This is a genomic window from Listeria monocytogenes ATCC 19117 (assembly GCF_000307025.1).
In the GTDB taxonomy this organism is placed as follows: domain Bacteria; phylum Bacillota; class Bacilli; order Lactobacillales; family Listeriaceae; genus Listeria; species Listeria monocytogenes_B.
The window spans coordinates 2,465,080-2,480,447 of the sequence record NC_018584.1; the positions used below are offsets into that span (position 1 = coordinate 2,465,080).

Consider the following 15,368-nt stretch of genomic DNA (forward strand, 5'->3'; position numbering starts at 1 on the left):
TCTAAAATTTTAGTTATAACTATGTTTCATTAAATGTAAGTACTTGCTTAAAAAATAATGATTTCCTGTTTTTATTTTCACATTTCCAGGATGAGTTTCCGTATAAAAATTCTTCGAGGAGGAGCCGATTTTGTCATTTCTTCATCTAGCAATTGTTCTGCCATTTATTGTGGCACTGCTAATTCCACTTTTTTACCGGTGGACCAAACAAGTTCATACTGGCTGGTTAGTACTTCCAATTCCAGTGATTTTGTTTATTTACTTCTTAACATTTATCCCAAAAACGATGGACGGGGCAACGATTGTTTCAATGCCTTGGATTCCGCGACTTGGGATTAATTTTACGGTAGTAGTAGATGGGCTTAGTTTGCTGTTTGCGCTACTTATTACGGGGATTGGTTCACTCGTTACCTTTTACTCTATTTATTATTTAGGGAAAAAGAAAGAACGACTTAGCAATTTCTATACATTTTTATTTATTTTTATGACGGCAATGCTCGGGGTTGTCTTGAGTGATAACTTGATTGTGTTGTATCTTTTCTGGGAGCTTACTTCCATTAGTTCGTTCTTATTGATTGGGTATTGGTATCATCGTGAGCGTTCACGGTACGGGGCTCGTAAATCGATGATGATTACAGTCTTCGGCGGACTGATGATGCTTGGCGGATTTATTTTGCTTCATATTATGAGCGATTCTTTTTCCATTCGGGAGATTATTAGTAACGCGGATGTAATTAGTAATAATAGTTTATTCATTCCTGCGATGATTCTTATCTTGCTCGGGGCATTTACGAAATCTGCGCAAGTTCCATTCCATATTTGGTTGCCAGATGCGATGGAAGCTCCTACTCCGGTCAGTGCCTACCTCCACTCTGCTACGATGGTAAAAGCTGGGATTTATATTGTCGCTCGGTTCACGCCACTATTTGCAAGTTCGGGTGTATGGTTTTGGACGGTATCACTCGTTGGGATTACGACCCTTTTCTGGGGTTCACTTAATGCCACGAAGAAAAATGATTTAAAAGCAATTTTGGCTTATTCGACGATAAGTCAGCTTGGTCTCATTATGGCGCTTCTTGGTGTCGGTGCTGCCTCCCTTCACTTTGACACGCTTAGTGATGATATTTATGTGATGGCGATTGTCGCAGCTGTATTCCATCTATTTAATCACGCGACATTTAAAGGTAGTTTGTTTATGATGGTTGGGATTGTCGATCATGAAACAGGGACGCGGGATATTAGGCGACTTGGTGGCTTAATGCGAATTATGCCGATTACGGCGACGATTGCGTTTATCGGAACTTTCGCAATGGCCGGTATTCCACCGTTTAATGGATTTCTAAGTAAAGAGATGTTTTTTGAAAGCATGGTAAATATTACGCAATTGCAATTGTTTGATGCAAGTACTTGGGGCGTTCTGCTCCCTGTTGTAGCTTGGGTTGCTAGTGTGTTTACGTTTGTTTATAGTATGATTATTTTCTTTAAAACATTTACTGGAAAAGTGAAACCGTACTTACTTCCGAAAAAACCGCATGAAGCGCCATTCGGACTACTTTTACCACCGATTATTTTATCGATTTTCGTGGTTGGTATTGGTCTCTTCCCTAATTTAATTGCGGAGCCGATTTTGGAGCCTGCTGTAAGAGCAATTGTTCCTGGGCTTTCTACGGATTTCTCGATTCATATTAGTTTGTGGCACGGCTTTACGCCTGCTCTGTTAATGACGTTCGGTGTTGTTGCAGTGGGGATTGTCTTGTTTCTTACACATAAATACTGGAAACCTTGGATTACGACTAAGGTTCCAAAAGCACTTCGAATTGGGAAAACGTATGATAATGGGATGTATTATTTAGAACAAGGCTCGTATCGTATGACAATGTTTATTATGACTGGTTGGCTTCGGACTTACTTGAATTACATGTTATCGGCTTTTATTTTAATGATGGCTTCGGTCATGATTTTCACACAAGCACTTGATTTCAATTTCTCAAGTATGACGAAAGTGACAGTTGTTGATTTTGTTTTAGCGGCAGTGATTTTAGTGACGTTGGTTGGGATTGTCTTTTCCAAATCGCGGATTACTTCGATTATTTTACTTGGAGCAATGGGATACACGATTAGTATTTTCTTTGTTATCTCTAGAGCACCAGACCTTGCTTTAACACAGCTTATTATTGAAACTATTTCCGTTGTGCTTTATCTACTTGTGTTTTATCATCTTCCTCAGTTTAGTAATATTGAGGAAAAGCCGAAATGGTTATCAATGAAGACATTTTTGAGTATCGGGGTTGGTGTAATTATCACCCTTGTCTCTCTTTCAGCGTATAATACAACATTTTATGATTCGATTTCGAAGTACTATGTGGACAATGCTTATGTGGAAGCGGCGGGACGAAATATTGTAAATGTTATCTTAGTTGACTTCCGTGGTTTTGATACGATGTTTGAGACAGCTGTGCTTTCGATTGCGGCGATTGGTATTTACGCGATGATTAAATTACGACTGACGAAACGAGGTGAGAATGATGAAAACGAATGATGTTCTACTGAGAAATGTAACGAAAGTAGTTGCTTTCATTATTTTCTTATTCTCACTCCATTTATTCTTTGCAGGACATTATAATCCTGGTGGCGGGTTTGTGGCCGGGCTTACAACGGCTGGCGCAATTACATTAACGCTACTTGCTTATGATACAAAAACGGTGGCTAGTATGCTTAATATCAATACGATTATGCTTACTGGGGTTGGACTTGTATTTGCCCTTGGTACTGGAATGATTGGGATTTTTACAGGAGATCCTTTCTTAACGCATAAATTTGGTCATGTTGATTTGCCCATTTTAGGAGATACTGCGTTACACACGGCGACTTTGTTTGACCTTGGGGTTTACTTAGTTGTTGTCGGTGTAACACTTACGATAATTCAAACGATTGGGGAGAGTGACTGATGGAACTATTAATGTCTATATTAATCGGCTTGATTTTTGCAGCTGCTGTCTACTTAATTCTCTCTAAAAGTTTGCTACGGATTATTATTGGAACGGCTGTCCTAAGCCACGGTGTCAATTTGCTTGTACTTACGATGGGTGGACTGAAAAAAGGTCGCGTGCCAATTCTTGGTACACCGGGAGCAGGAACGTATAATGATCCCCTTCCACAAGCACTTATTTTGACTGCGATTGTTATAAGCTTTGGTGTAACTGCCTTTTTCCTTGTTCTTGCTTATAGAGCTTATCAGGAGCTTGATAGCGAGAGTGTATCCAAGACGAGAGGACATGAAGCCGATGATGAATAATATAATTTTAATGCCGATTTTGATACCTTTCCTTGGAGCAATTACGTTAATGTTGCTTCCGAAAAAAGTAATCATTCAACGGGTATTCGCCCTTATTTTTAGTGGTATTTTGGTTGTAGCGACACTTGGACTTGTATTTTATATTCGAGAAAACGGGATTACAACTGTGAATATTGGTAACTGGGCGGCTCCTTTTGGGATTACGATGGTTGGCGATATGCTTGCTGTCTTGCTTACGGCAACGACGAGTATTGTTTTATTCTGCGTGATTCTTTATTCTTTTTATACGATTGGGAAACCACGAGAGAAATTTCTTTATTATCCAGCGATTCTCTTTATGATTGTTGGGGTTAATGGTTCGTTTTTAACTGGCGATATTTTTAATATGTTCGTATTCTTTGAAGTTATGTTGATGGCGTCTTATGTACTACTTGTCATTGGTGGGACTCAAGTTCAGCTCAAAGCGACGATTAAATACTTGTTGATTAATGTGGTTGGTTCCGGATTTTTCGTTGTAGCAATTGCGCTACTTTATTCGATGATTGGAACGCTCAACATGGCAGATATTTCGCAAAAAATCACGGACTTAAATGGTGCAAATACAGGAATGATTAGCGTTGTCGCGGTTCTGTTCTTGTTTGTATTCGGACTAAAAGCCGGACTATTCCCGCTTTACTTCTGGCTACCAGGATCTTACTTTGCTCCACCAATTCCGGTGCTTGCTTTGTTCGGTGGACTTCTGACAAAAGTTGGGGTTTATGCAATTATCCGGACATACACACTATTTTTCAGTTCGTTAACAGATTTTGTTGTTCCGCTACTTGGAATTCTCGCGATTGTGACGATTGTTCTTGGGGTTATTGGGGCAATTAGTTACTATGATATGAAAACGATTGTGATTTATAATATTATGATTGCGATTGGTGTTATTCTGTTTAGCGTTTCGATTATGACACGCGAATCAATGACTGGTGCTGTCTTTTACTTGATTCACGATATGATTATTAAAGCCGCGCTGTTCCTTATTGTCGGGATTGTGATGGCGATTACTGGTTATTCTAGTGTAAAAAAATTCAGTGGGTTGATGAGCGTGAAGCCTTCGCTCGGTTGGATTTTCTTCATTGCTACTCTTGGCCTTGCAGGAATTCCACCTCTTAGCGGCTTCATTGGAAAATTATTGATTGTGGAAGGTGCTTTCTCTGCTGGTCAAATAGTTGGCGGAATCATCATCTTATTATCCAGCTTATTCGTCCTTATGTCTTTAATCAAAGTCTTTACAAAAGGCTTCTGGGGCGAGAAAAAAGGCGTATTCAATTTACAAATTCCGTATAAAAAAATGCTTGTGCCAGTAGTTATTCTACTTGCGATTTCGATTGGTTATGGTGTGTTTAGTAATGCAATTTATCCGTTTATTGAACAGGCGGTTGACCCTCTTGTTGACCCTTCTGTTTATATCCATGCGGTGATAAAGGAGTGATAAAAGATGGCTTTTCAACTTATTCTTAATATAATACTTGCTTGTTTGTGGATGTTTCTTGAGTCATCATTTAGTTTTGCAACATTTATCATTGGCTTTATCATCGGGATTTTCTTGCTATTCTTTATGCGACGTTTCCTTGGATCAAGATTTTACCTTTTCCGGTTATTCGCCCTTGTCAAACTGGTTTTCCGCTTTTTGCATGATTTAATTGTTTCTACAGTTCATGTAAGTCGGATTGTTTTAAAGAAAGACATGAACATTCGACCGGGGATTTTCAGATATGATACGACGCTTGAGACAGACTGGGAAGTGACGATGCTCGCACTACTGATTACGTTAACGCCCGGGACACTTTCGATTGATATTTCGGATGATTATAAAGCAATCTATGTACACTCGCTTCACGTCCCTAATATTGAAGAAGAAATTGCAACAATTCGTAAGTCTTATGAAGGCGCGATTATGGAGGTGTTCCACGGATGATTATTCAAATCGCTTTATCCATTGGTTTACTTCTCTATTCGATTTCAACTTTCTTATATCTTTACCGTATTTTAAAAGGACCAACTACTTCTGACAAAGTGGTGGCGCTGGATTCTATTGGAATGAACTTAGTGGCCATTGTAGCGCTACTTTCGATGTTTTATGATACGCATGCCTTTTTGGATGTTATTTTACTTATTGCGCTTCTTGCATTTATCGGAACGGTTTCCTTTGCCAAATTTATTGAGAAAGGGAAGGTGATTGATCGTGAACGTGATAATTGAGATTATTATTTCTATTATGATTTTAATTGGCGGTTTGCTTAGTATTCTTGCCGCAATCGGGGTTATCAGATTGCCTGACGTGTACACTAGAACGCATGCTGCCGGGATTAGTAATACATTTGGCGTTAGCTTACTTCTGTTTGCAACGGTTGGTTACTTTTTCCACTCAGGCGAAGGTTTTAATGCTCGAGTACTTCTGGCCGTATTGTTTATTTTCTTAACTACACCAGTGGCTTCTCACCTTATTAACCGGGCTGCTTATGATACCGGTGTTCCGCTAGCTATTCGAATTCGTGACCAATTGCGTTCGGTGAAAAAAGACGATATTAAGAAAAAGAAAAATCTTATTATCCGTCAAGAACAAATTGAAAAAGCACGACAAGAACGGGAAGAATTGGAAGAACGAATGGAATGGGAACGACGCGAAGAAAAAATCGATGAGCGTGAAGATCAAGAAGAACAAGAACGGGAACGCGAGGAACAAACGATTGAAGAACAGTCGGATGATTCCGAGCATGAAATCATCGAGCAAGATGAAAGTGAAACTGAATCAGACGATGATAAAACAGAGAAATAAAAAAAGCATGGCGCGAGTTCATCAATTGACCTCTGCCATGCTTTTTATTTTCGTTTCTTTTTAACTGCAATGGTACATCTACTGATACAAAGTAACTTCTCGGTTTCATCAGTAATCTTTATTTCCCAAACTTGGGTACTTTTACCAATATGGATTGCTTCTGCAGTCGCTGTTACTAATCCTTCTTGTTTTGATGCCAAGTGATTGGCATTAATTTCTAAACCAAAGACGATTTCATCGGGTTCGATTGATTTAGCAGCACCAATACTTGCTGCATGTTCCGCTAAAACAACAGAAACCCCTCCATGCAAATAGCCAAACGGTTGATGGACTTTTTCTGTCACTTCTAATTGAACAACGGCTTTTCCTTTTTCTACTGAAACAATTTCAATGCCAATAGTTTCTTGAAGTCCCATATGTTCCCTTCTTTCCGAATTTGATTTATACTTTATTATATAAGAGTTGGTAGAAAAACTCTAGAAAAGGTTTTTAATAAGCTCATTGTGGTAAAATAAGAATAGACTTTTTGACAGGAGAGATTTGATGTCGATATTTACGAATACACCATTAATTGCATCTATTATTGCGATTGTGTTTGCCCAAGTGGTCAAAGTTCCGATTCATATTTTAGTATACCGAAAGTTTAACCTCGGACTAATGTTTTCCACTGGTGGTATGCCTAGCTCTCACTCGGCTGCGGTTACTGCGCTAATGACAACACTCGCAATTGAATACGGGCTCGATTCACCTTATTTCGCGATTGCTGTTGTATTTGGTATTATCGTGATGTTCGATGCGACTGGCGTTAGAAGACAAGCCGGTGAACAAGCAGTTGTTTTAAACAAATTAGTAACGGATTTCCAAGACTTCGTGGAACATGCAAAAGGGCTCGCGGCACCTGAACAAGAAGAAAAAACGAAGCATTTAAAAGAATTACTTGGCCATAAACCGATGGAAGTTTTCTTCGGAGCACTTACCGGGATTGCGATTGGATTCATTTTAGAAATGTTTATGTAAATGAAAAGTTGACTCCTTGTAGTCAACTTTTTTTGTTTGTCGTTAGTTTACAGCTTTATGTTAGAGGGAAAATCATGATATCAACAGATTTTACAAAAGGGGCGAGTTTCAGTGAAAAAGGTAACACTTATTTTTGGCATTTATACTTTTATCCTCGGAATCATAGTGGGAATAATTGCCGCTTTATTTTTAGCAATGGTTCATTTTGCCACGACTTTTTTATGGGATTATCTTCCTAATCAGTTTGATTTTTCATGGTATTATCCTCTACTAATCGGTTTGATTGGGAGTTTTTTTGTAGGAATGGTTCAGCTGAAATTTGGTGACTATCCGCGGTCGATGCATGACAATGTTGCTGAGGCGAAGAAAACAGGACGGATGGAATATCGCAAAGTTCTGTTTCCTACGATACTTAGCGCTTGGATTATTTTAACATTTGGGGCGAGCGTTGGTCCGGAAGCTGCTTTGATTGGTATTGTTGGTGGTGCCACGACTTGGATTATTGATCATCTAAAACTATCTATGGCGCATAAAGAAGAACTTGTTAGTTTGAGTGTTGGCGCGATTATTTCCAGTATTTTCCACGCTCCGTTTAGCGGACTAGCCGAGGAAATTGATGAAAGTAGTCAAGCGAAGAAAATTCCCAAAAACTCTAAATTAGTGTTATCGCTTCTTATTTCTTTTAGCGCGCTCGGATCTTTCCTTTGGCTGAAATCCTTTTTAAAAATGCCAGCGAGTATTTTTGCGATTCGGCTACCTGACATGGGTTGGTCTTGGTGGTTTATTTTACTTTTTATTCCTATGATTATTCTTGGATGGCTCTTTAGTGTTTATTTCCAGCAATTGCAAGTCTATATCGCGAAGGCAGCTTCTGTCATTAAAAATAAAATGGTCGCGGCGGTTATTGGCGGTTTGAGCATTGGTTTATTTGGGATAATTTCTTCCTTCATGTTATTTTCTGGTGAGCATCAGCTGATTGAATTGACAACAACTGTCCAAAATTATTCGATTCCCTTTTTACTTATTATCGCCTTGTTAAAACCTGTTTTGGTCGCTATTTGTTTAGCAACTGGCTGGAATGGCGGTGCAATTTTCCCGGCGATTTTTACTAGTACGATTATGGGGTACATAGCAACATTTTGGATGGATGGATCGACTGGTTTCTTAATCACTATTTTTGTTACTGCAAGTTGTACAAAAATCATAGGAAAACCGGTTCTAACTGCCTCTATTTTATTATTTATATTCCCACTTCAATTCTTTCCATTTATTTTATTAACTGCATTTATAGTGAATAGAAATTGGTTAGTTAACTTCAAAAAAACAGCATAAAAACTAAGGAGAAATCCTTAGTTTCAGACTGTAGACAAAGTGAGAAATCATTTTATCTACAGTCTTTTTTGTTTTATAATAATGTTAAGGCTTACATAAAACAACGAGGTGATTAAAATGCTTTCTAAACATCAACAACAGGCGCGAAATCAATTAATAGCCATCTCTTTAGATGATTTGGTCCCAGAGGACCATTTAGTAAGAAAAATAGATAAGGTGATTAATTTTGATTTTATCTACCCATTAGTAGAACATACTTATTCTCATACAGGAAGACCTAGTGTAGACCCGGTAGTTCTTATAAAGCTAGTACTCATCCAATATCTTTTTGGCATCCGTTCCATGCGCCAAACTATAAAAGAAGTAGAAACGAACATGGCTTACCGCTGGTTTTTAGGATATGATTTCAATCAAAAAATCCCTCACTTCTCTACTTTTGGTAAAAATTACGTGCGACGTTTTGCAGAAACAGAGGTGTTCGAACACATTTTTTATCGCATTTTAAAACAAGCCATGGAGGCTGGTTTAGTGGACCCTGACGTTGCGTTTGTGGACTCTACCCATGTGAAAGCCAATGCGAATAAACACAAATTTCATAAAAAATTGATTCGAAAAGAAACACGCGTTTATCAAGAAGTACTAGAAGATGAAATTAATGTCAGCCGAGTTGCCGAAGGAAAAAAGCCATTCGCCAGGAAAGAAAGTCAGGAGGAGAAAGAAAGCAAAATAAGTGATACGGATCCCGAAAGCGGCTACTATGTCAAAGGAGAACGGGAAAAACAATTTGCTTATTCTTTCCATACGGCTTGTGATACCAATGGTTTTATTCTAGGTTCCATTGTCACTCCAGGTAATATTCATGATAGCCAACAATTGATTCCACTTATTGAAAAATTAAAAAACACCCTTTCTACCCCTTTGGTGGTCGTTGCAGATGCTGGATATAAAACACCCATTATCGCTAAATACCTTTGGAGTCAAGGAATAGAAGCGGTGCTTCCGTATACTCGACCAAAAGGAAAAGAAGGCTTATTTTCGAAACGAGCGTTTCTCTATGACCATTATTTAGACAGTTATCTTTGTCCAAATGAGGCATTGTTATCCTATGTTCGTACTACAAGAGATGGTTATCGTCTTTATAAATCTAATTCACTTCACTGTAGTAGTTGCGCTCTCTTAAAGGATTGCACGCAAAATAAACAAAAAGAAAAAATGATTTTACGACATCTTTGGGAGCCTTACTTAGAAGTTTCGGAGGAACTGCGCTACACAGAACAGCATAAAAAATGGTATAGACGCAGGAAAGAAACCATCGAAAGATGTTTTGCGGATGCCAAAGAAAAGCATGGTATGAGATGGACTACTTATCGCGGACTTGCAAAAGTAACCCTCCAAGCGATGCTTACTTTTGCAGCCATGAACCTGAAAAAAATGGCTAATTGGCTATGGAAAAAGGCGGTGCCTTTTTATTTTTTTGACTTTAAACAGAAAAAAACGGTCCTTCTCAAATATTAAAGCTTGAGAAGGACCGTTTTTCTACAGTCTGAAACTAAGGAGAAATCCTTAGTTTTTTTATGCTGATTTTTTTATATAGAATCTTCCTTTTTTTTCTTTTAATACTTCCTTATCGAGGAGAAGTATTATTTTTTCGTTTAGTTGTTTGCGAGATATTTTGCCGTATTTCGCCATTTTTATCTTATTAATATATTTAGGTATTTGTTGGTAGCCATTTTCACTTTCAATTTCTAATTTGTCACATAGGTACTGGAGGGCATAGACTATTCTTTCTTCTGCGGACAAGTCATACTTAATTAACTCATTATAAAGGTTCTTATTGTTTATTAATGTTTCTTCTAAAAGCCACTCCATATAAGAAGGCTTATTGGTAGCATAGTTTAAGAAATATTCCCTATCAATAAAAATTAAGGAAACATCTGTATCACAAACTAATCTTAATTCATTTTCTCCGCTAATTTTGGCAACTTGTTGGTTAATTATATCTCCATTAGAAAAAAAATGAAGTATCTGGAATTTTTTATTTTCCACATGAAGAATTCCATTTGTTATAATAATAAATTCATCTTGAAAAGTTTCACTATCAATTTTCTTGTTTTTAGAAAGTTTTTCAAAGCGAACCCATTTATCTTGTAATTTATATTTATCCAATTCTCGGATCATTTCTTTTACTTTTTCATTAAACAAATGTATCTCCTCCTACTAGTTTTACTTAGTTTAGCAGGATTAGAGTTAAGACCTATGTGGAAATTACACACTATTTTGGTATCTTTATATAGATTTTATTACAGTGGATATATCTATATTCAAAAAATAGTACTTCTTTATGAGCAATCCCAGTTATACATAATGTTAGAAAAATCACGATTGATTAAATCTTGTTTATTGATGAAGAAGTTCGCAACACCGCAGTCGCCCCACATAATTGCCATTCTACTCTCATCAAAATCCTCAGATGCTAATTGAAACAAAAGCGTGTCATGATGCGGGTTTTCTGTATACATACGCGGATCTTCTTGTGTAAAAAAAGGATATCCGCCAATTTGACTACATTCTTTACCCAGTTGATATAATGCTTCAGATTTATCTTCATCCTCCGCGAAAATTTGGTCAGCCAGCTCATAAAAATTACTTCCAAATTCATTTTCAAAATCAAAGCTATCTTGTAATAGAATCTGATCTGAAACTTGCCCAGCTATTTTAAACTCACCATTAACAACGGGGTAAAAGTCCGACTTTGCTACATCTTCAAAAAATGCATCTTGTTCTTCAGCAGTTAAGCTCTCACTTCCCAAGTCATCAAAGAAAAACACTCGAAAACCTTCTTGGCTCGTTGGATTTTCAAAATTAAGTCCGTACAAATCATCTTGATAATCCACATAAAAAGCGAGTAAGCCAAATTCCGGATAATTTTCCATTTGTGGCATTTCTGAAAAATTAATTTGTGTTAATAAAGACAGCGGTTTACCTTCTTCGGTCACTGGATAGCCATGCTCTCTCGGCAAGTAACCACGCCCACCAGCTTTACTTTGCAACAATGAAAGCTTACCAACATCCTTAAAATGCAGTTCTATACGCTCTTTCTCTGTTTCTAAAAATCGTTCGGCCCATTCACTAGGAAGTATATCAAAAAGTTGTTCCATGACTTACCTTCTTTCTTTTTTTCTAATTATAACATGAAAAAAGCGCCATATCTGACAAAAGCAGATACAGCGCTTCTTGAGTTTTTATTTATAGAATTTGAATTTACCTTTACTTGCCAAGACGCCTGAACCACCAATTAGTAATAGCGCGCGGTCATCAATGACTTTTTTCATAACGGAAGCTGGATAGCCTTTCAAGTTTTTACCGAAAACGACACCAATTGCATCGTTATCGCCTAGAGAGCAAACTGTTCCTTTTTCATGATAAACAAAGTCTTGTAGATCTGTTTCGCCTTTAACTAATTTAGCTAAGTTCACTGCAGCCACATCGGCTTGTTGCATTGCGATTTGGGCAGTTGGTGGGAATGGACGGTCGTTTGCTGGGTTGATGATTAGTGAGCAGTCACCAACAATTAAAATTTCCTCGTTACCAGGAACAGTTAAATTGTTGTTTACTTTCACACGACCACGACCAGCTTCAAAGCCAGATGCTTCAATTACGCTATTGCCACGAACACCTGCAGCCCAAATAATGGTTGCTGCTTTGATTTCACGAACTTCATTTTCACTTTCCGCATATTTTACGCCATCAGCGGTAGCTTCTTTGACTGGTTTACCGACATGGAATTCTACGCCGCGATCTTCCAGTACACCAACACCATAATCAACCAGTTTCGCATCAAATTGTGGTAATACTTTTGGAGCTGCTTCCATACAATAAATGCGCACTTTTTCGCGAGGCACATCGTACTCTTTCACTAGTTCTGGAATGCGATTAGTTAATTCCCCAAGAAACTCAATTCCAGTAAAGCCAGCGCCACCAACGATAATTGTTAATAATTCATCGCGTGGATCTGTTTTCCATTTAGCAAATTGCGCTTCAATGTGCGCACGGATTTTTTTGACGGATTCTACACTTGTAATAGTGAAGGCATATTCTTTCAAACCACTGATTCCAAATGTTTCTGCTTCTGACCCAAGAGCAATTAATAAATAGTCATAGCTGATATCGCCATTTGCATCTAGTGTGACTGTCTTTTCGTCTTTATTAATTTTTACTACAGTATCTTGGATAAATGTAGTTTTCGTATTGTTTACGACTTTATCAAGTGGATACATTAGTTTTTCTGGCTCAATTGTTCCAGCTGCTGCCTCGTGTAACCAAGTCGTTTCGTGGTGATAGTCATTCTTATTCACTAGAACGATTTCGGCTTCCAAGTTTCTTTGTTGTAACTTGCGTAAAGTTTTTAGTCCCCCGTATCCTGCTCCGAGAATGACAATTTTTGGTTTACTCATCTGTTATCACATCTACTTTCCCTTATATTTTTCTTCACAAAAAAAATTGCATTAAGAATTTCTTACTGCACCTATGTAGATTGCGCTAAAAATCTACTGCAAACAATGAATAAAGTGAAAATGGTAAGTACCAATATATTCCCTATTTCACAGCTTACAAACTATATCATAGACTTTTTCACATTCATTTTCAAGAAAGCGAACTCAAGGGTTTAAGCTTCTTTGTAGCATGGTTCGAGTGGTATACGATTTTTTTCACAATAAAGCTTTGAGATGACTTGGTTTTCGCAAAAATCTTTTATTTGATACATAATTGGTCTAGTTCATTTTTTCCATATTTTAATGGAGACAATCCCGTAAACATTCTTTTTCAACAATATATGCTAAAATATGCTTATTGCAACTTTAGCGATTTCATAGGGAAATTACGAACTAGGGGGTGATGTATTTTGGATGAAAAAACAAAAATTTATGATATCACGATCATTGGTGGTGGACCGGTTGGGCTATTTGCTGCGTTTTATGCCGGAATGCGCAATGCGAGTGTGAAAATAATAGAAAGTTTACCGCAATTAGGTGGACAACTTTCCACGCTTTATCCCGAGAAATATATTTATGATATTCCGGGCTATCCTGCTGTACGCGCACAGGAACTTGTTAATAATTTGATTCAACAAATGAAACCATTTGATCCAACTATTGCGCTAGAGGAAGCGGTTCAAAGCGTAGAAAAACAAGTTGATGGCACATTTGAAATCATCACGAAGAAAGATACACATTACAGTAAAGCTGTTATTATTACCGCTGGAAATGGCGCATTTGAACCAAGACGTTTGGATCTTCCAGAAGCAGAGCAATACGAAGGGAAAAACATTCATTATTTCATCAATGATTTAAGTCGCTTTTCAGGTCGTCGCGTTGCCGTTTGTGGCGGTGGGGATTCCGCAGTGGACTGGGCACTCATGCTTGAAAAAGTAGCCAGTTCTGTCGCGATCGTTCATCGTCGCAATGCTTTTCGTGCGCACGAACATAGCGTGAACAATTTAGAAAAATCTTCCATTGCCATCAAAACACCATTTATCCCAACTGAAGTACTCGGTAACGGCGATAAATTAACGCATATTACTTTGCAAGAAGTCAAAGGTGATACAAGGGAAACACTGGAGATTGACGATTTCATCATTAACTATGGTTTCGTTTCTTCGCTTGGTCCAATTAAAAATTGGGGCCTAGAGCTAGAACGCAATTCGATTGTCGTTAATTCAAAAATGGAAACGAGTATCCCAGGAATTTATTGTGCAGGTGATATTTGCACGTATGACGGTAAAGTAAAACTAATCGCGACCGGATTCGGTGAAGCTCCAACAGCCGTTAATAACGCGATGAATTTCATTGATCCAAAAACACGCGTGCAACCAATGCACTCCACATCTTTGTTCGAATAACAACCGAAACCACGAGGCGACTTGTGGTTTTATTTTTTACTCACCGGGAAAAGTTCTTTGTAGATATTTTTTAGGAGGAGATTAGCAATGAATGTACTCGTAATTGGCGCAAATGGCAAAATCGGCCGTCTTTTAGTAGAAAAACTCGCCATGGAAAAAGGCTTTTTCGTTCGAGCAATGGTTCGAAAAGCCGAACAAGTAAGCGAACTTGAAAAACTTGGCGCTAAGCCGATTATCGCCGATTTAAAAAAAGATTTCCACTATGCCTATGATGAAATTGAAGCTGTTATTTTCACAGCAGGATCCGGTGGTCATACGCCCGCTTCCGAAACTATCAACATTGACCAAAACGGCGCCATCAAAGCCATCGAAACTGCTAAAGAAAAAGGTGTACGTCGGTTCATCATTGTTAGCTCTTATGGCGCCGACAATCCAGAAAACGGTCCCGAATCCCTCATCCATTATTTAAAAGCCAAACAAGCAGCCGATGAAGAACTAAAAAGAAGCGGTCTCGACTACACCATCGTCCGCCCAGTTGGCCTTTCAGATGATCCAGCTACTGGCAAAATCGCTGAAGTTTCCGAAAAACCTACAACGACTATCCCGCGCGCTGATGTTGCAGATTTTATTAGTGAAGCTTTATCCGAAAAATCTAGTTTCTATAAAACCTATACCATCGAAAGTGGCGACACACCCATTAAACATTTTTTTGATTAATAAAAAGCGATGAGCCAAATTACGCGCTCATCGCTTTTTTCTATATTAAAACGGATTCTCTTCCAAAAATGTATATATATTCGCAACCAATTCTTCTGCTGTTTCTCCGCGGACCACTTCCCCGTCCACTAAAGCAAACAAACTCGTCGCGCATAAATCACAATATGTCAGACAATCATATTCAATCACGTCTAAACTATCATCCGCATCTAATTTCGCAAAAGCTGCATCTGCCCCGCTCGCCAAATTATTCACGCAAAATTCCACAATCGGATTCATTTCCA

Annotated in this window: 17 protein-coding genes; 12 read left to right on the top strand and 5 right to left on the bottom strand. The window is 38.2% G+C overall.

Translation table 11 applies throughout. The features are described 5' to 3' along the window. Nucleotides 1-130 precede the first annotated feature (130 nt). The 7 genes from LMOATCC19117_RS12175 to mnhG are packed head-to-tail and all read left to right on the top strand — an operon-like array spanning nt 131 to nt 6,119. On the top strand, nt 131-2,539 hold the full coding sequence (locus tag LMOATCC19117_RS12175; RefSeq protein WP_003734844.1) for a Na+/H+ antiporter subunit A: 2,409 nt from the start codon (nt 131-133) through the stop codon (nt 2,537-2,539). Continuing rightward, a complete protein-coding gene (locus LMOATCC19117_RS12180; protein WP_003769105.1) occupies nt 2,523-2,948 on the top strand; it encodes a Na(+)/H(+) antiporter subunit B in 426 nt (141 codons plus the stop codon). Before LMOATCC19117_RS12175 ends, LMOATCC19117_RS12180 begins: the two co-directional genes overlap by 17 nt. After that, nucleotides 2,948-3,295, top strand: coding sequence for a Na(+)/H(+) antiporter subunit C (locus LMOATCC19117_RS12185; RefSeq protein ID WP_003722406.1), 348 nt, complete (start codon nt 2,948-2,950; stop codon nt 3,293-3,295). Before LMOATCC19117_RS12180 ends, LMOATCC19117_RS12185 begins: the two co-directional genes overlap by 1 nt. Then, nucleotides 3,288-4,772: a Na+/H+ antiporter subunit D gene (locus LMOATCC19117_RS12190; protein ID WP_012681431.1), complete on the top strand. Its 1,485-nt coding sequence runs from the start codon at nt 3,288-3,290 to the stop codon at nt 4,770-4,772. The genes LMOATCC19117_RS12185 and LMOATCC19117_RS12190 overlap by 8 nt, the downstream gene beginning before the upstream one ends. A gap of 6 nt (nt 4,773-4,778) precedes the next feature. Further along, entirely contained in the window at nt 4,779-5,258 is a 480-nt protein-coding gene (locus LMOATCC19117_RS12195) for a Na+/H+ antiporter subunit E (protein WP_003722408.1), read from the top strand. Beyond that, nucleotides 5,255-5,542: a Na(+)/H(+) antiporter subunit F1 gene (locus LMOATCC19117_RS12200; protein ID WP_003722409.1), complete on the top strand. Its 288-nt coding sequence runs from the start codon at nt 5,255-5,257 to the stop codon at nt 5,540-5,542. The genes LMOATCC19117_RS12195 and LMOATCC19117_RS12200 overlap by 4 nt, the downstream gene beginning before the upstream one ends. Next, on the top strand, nt 5,526-6,119 hold the full coding sequence (gene mnhG / locus LMOATCC19117_RS12205; RefSeq protein ID WP_003731683.1) for a monovalent cation/H(+) antiporter subunit G: 594 nt from the start codon (nt 5,526-5,528) through the stop codon (nt 6,117-6,119). The genes LMOATCC19117_RS12200 and mnhG overlap by 17 nt, the downstream gene beginning before the upstream one ends. A gap of 44 nt (nt 6,120-6,163) precedes the next feature. Here mnhG and menI read toward each other — a convergent pair whose 3' ends face one another. Continuing rightward, entirely contained in the window at nt 6,164-6,535 is a 372-nt protein-coding gene (gene menI / locus LMOATCC19117_RS12210; protein ID WP_003728407.1) for a 1,4-dihydroxy-2-naphthoyl-CoA hydrolase MenI, read from the bottom strand. 127 nt (nt 6,536-6,662) lie between these two features. Here menI and LMOATCC19117_RS12215 point away from each other — a divergent pair, with 127 nt between their 5' ends. From LMOATCC19117_RS12215 to LMOATCC19117_RS12225, 3 genes are all read left to right on the top strand, one after another. Further along, nucleotides 6,663-7,136 (top strand): divergent PAP2 family protein, encoded by a 474-nt coding sequence (locus LMOATCC19117_RS12215; RefSeq protein WP_003722412.1) that lies wholly within the window; start codon nt 6,663-6,665, stop codon nt 7,134-7,136. Between the two features lie 111 nt (nt 7,137-7,247). Then, nucleotides 7,248-8,468 (top strand): chloride channel protein, encoded by a 1,221-nt coding sequence (locus tag LMOATCC19117_RS12220; protein WP_003731682.1) that lies wholly within the window; start codon nt 7,248-7,250, stop codon nt 8,466-8,468. Between the two features lie 117 nt (nt 8,469-8,585). Next, nucleotides 8,586-9,983, top strand: a complete 1,398-nt coding sequence (locus LMOATCC19117_RS12225) for an IS1182 family transposase (RefSeq protein WP_003735019.1) — start codon at nt 8,586-8,588, stop codon at nt 9,981-9,983. 57 nt (nt 9,984-10,040) lie between these two features. Here LMOATCC19117_RS12225 and LMOATCC19117_RS12230 read toward each other — a convergent pair whose 3' ends face one another. The 3 genes from LMOATCC19117_RS12230 to LMOATCC19117_RS12240 form a co-directional block, all read right to left on the bottom strand. Continuing rightward, nucleotides 10,041-10,670, bottom strand: coding sequence for a Crp/Fnr family transcriptional regulator (locus LMOATCC19117_RS12230; protein WP_003734932.1), 630 nt, complete (start codon nt 10,668-10,670; stop codon nt 10,041-10,043). Between the two features lie 137 nt (nt 10,671-10,807). Then, nucleotides 10,808-11,626 (bottom strand): YwqG family protein, encoded by an 819-nt coding sequence (locus LMOATCC19117_RS12235; RefSeq protein WP_003734933.1) that lies wholly within the window; start codon nt 11,624-11,626, stop codon nt 10,808-10,810. A gap of 84 nt (nt 11,627-11,710) precedes the next feature. Continuing rightward, nucleotides 11,711-12,922, bottom strand: a complete 1,212-nt coding sequence (locus tag LMOATCC19117_RS12240) for an NAD(P)/FAD-dependent oxidoreductase (protein WP_003725584.1) — start codon at nt 12,920-12,922, stop codon at nt 11,711-11,713. Nucleotides 12,923-13,371: 449 nt separating this feature from the next. On the opposite strand from LMOATCC19117_RS12240, the gene LMOATCC19117_RS12245 reads away from it, so the two are divergent. Together LMOATCC19117_RS12245 and LMOATCC19117_RS12250 are read left to right on the top strand one after the other, a co-directional pair. Further along, on the top strand, nt 13,372-14,367 hold the full coding sequence (locus tag LMOATCC19117_RS12245) for an NAD(P)/FAD-dependent oxidoreductase (RefSeq protein WP_003725585.1): 996 nt from the start codon (nt 13,372-13,374) through the stop codon (nt 14,365-14,367). An 87-nt stretch (nt 14,368-14,454) separates the two neighbouring features. Beyond that, the gene (locus tag LMOATCC19117_RS12250; protein WP_003725586.1) at nt 14,455-15,084 is read left to right on the top strand and encodes an SDR family oxidoreductase; all 630 of its coding nucleotides are present in this window, start codon (nt 14,455-14,457) and stop codon (nt 15,082-15,084) included. A gap of 45 nt (nt 15,085-15,129) precedes the next feature. Here LMOATCC19117_RS12250 and LMOATCC19117_RS12255 read toward each other — a convergent pair whose 3' ends face one another. Beyond that, nucleotides 15,130-15,363, bottom strand: coding sequence for a YuzB family protein (locus tag LMOATCC19117_RS12255; RefSeq protein ID WP_003725587.1), 234 nt, complete (start codon nt 15,361-15,363; stop codon nt 15,130-15,132). Nucleotides 15,364-15,368: the final 5 nt, after the last annotated feature.

Coding starts and splice junctions, on each gene's coding strand:
- LMOATCC19117_RS12180 (WP_003769105.1), top strand. CDS start 2,523: ATGATGAAAACGAATGATGTTCTACTGAGAAATGTAACGAAAGTAGTT.
- LMOATCC19117_RS12185 (WP_003722406.1), top strand. CDS start 2,948: ATGGAACTATTAATGTCTATATTAATCGGCTTGATTTTTGCAGCTGCT.
- LMOATCC19117_RS12190 (WP_012681431.1), top strand. CDS start 3,288: ATGAATAATATAATTTTAATGCCGATTTTGATACCTTTCCTTGGAGCA.
- LMOATCC19117_RS12195 (WP_003722408.1), top strand. CDS start 4,779: ATGGCTTTTCAACTTATTCTTAATATAATACTTGCTTGTTTGTGGATG.
- LMOATCC19117_RS12200 (WP_003722409.1), top strand. CDS start 5,255: ATGATTATTCAAATCGCTTTATCCATTGGTTTACTTCTCTATTCGATT.
- menI (WP_003728407.1), bottom strand. CDS start 6,535: ATGGGACTTCAAGAAACTATTGGCATTGAAATTGTTTCAGTAGAAAAA.
- LMOATCC19117_RS12215 (WP_003722412.1), top strand. CDS start 6,663: ATGTCGATATTTACGAATACACCATTAATTGCATCTATTATTGCGATT.
- LMOATCC19117_RS12225 (WP_003735019.1), top strand. CDS start 8,586: ATGCTTTCTAAACATCAACAACAGGCGCGAAATCAATTAATAGCCATC.
- LMOATCC19117_RS12235 (WP_003734933.1), bottom strand. CDS start 11,626: ATGGAACAACTTTTTGATATACTTCCTAGTGAATGGGCCGAACGATTT.
- LMOATCC19117_RS12240 (WP_003725584.1), bottom strand. CDS start 12,922: ATGAGTAAACCAAAAATTGTCATTCTCGGAGCAGGATACGGGGGACTA.
- LMOATCC19117_RS12250 (WP_003725586.1), top strand. CDS start 14,455: ATGAATGTACTCGTAATTGGCGCAAATGGCAAAATCGGCCGTCTTTTA.
- LMOATCC19117_RS12255 (WP_003725587.1), bottom strand. CDS start 15,363: ATGAATCCGATTGTGGAATTTTGCGTGAATAATTTGGCGAGCGGGGCA.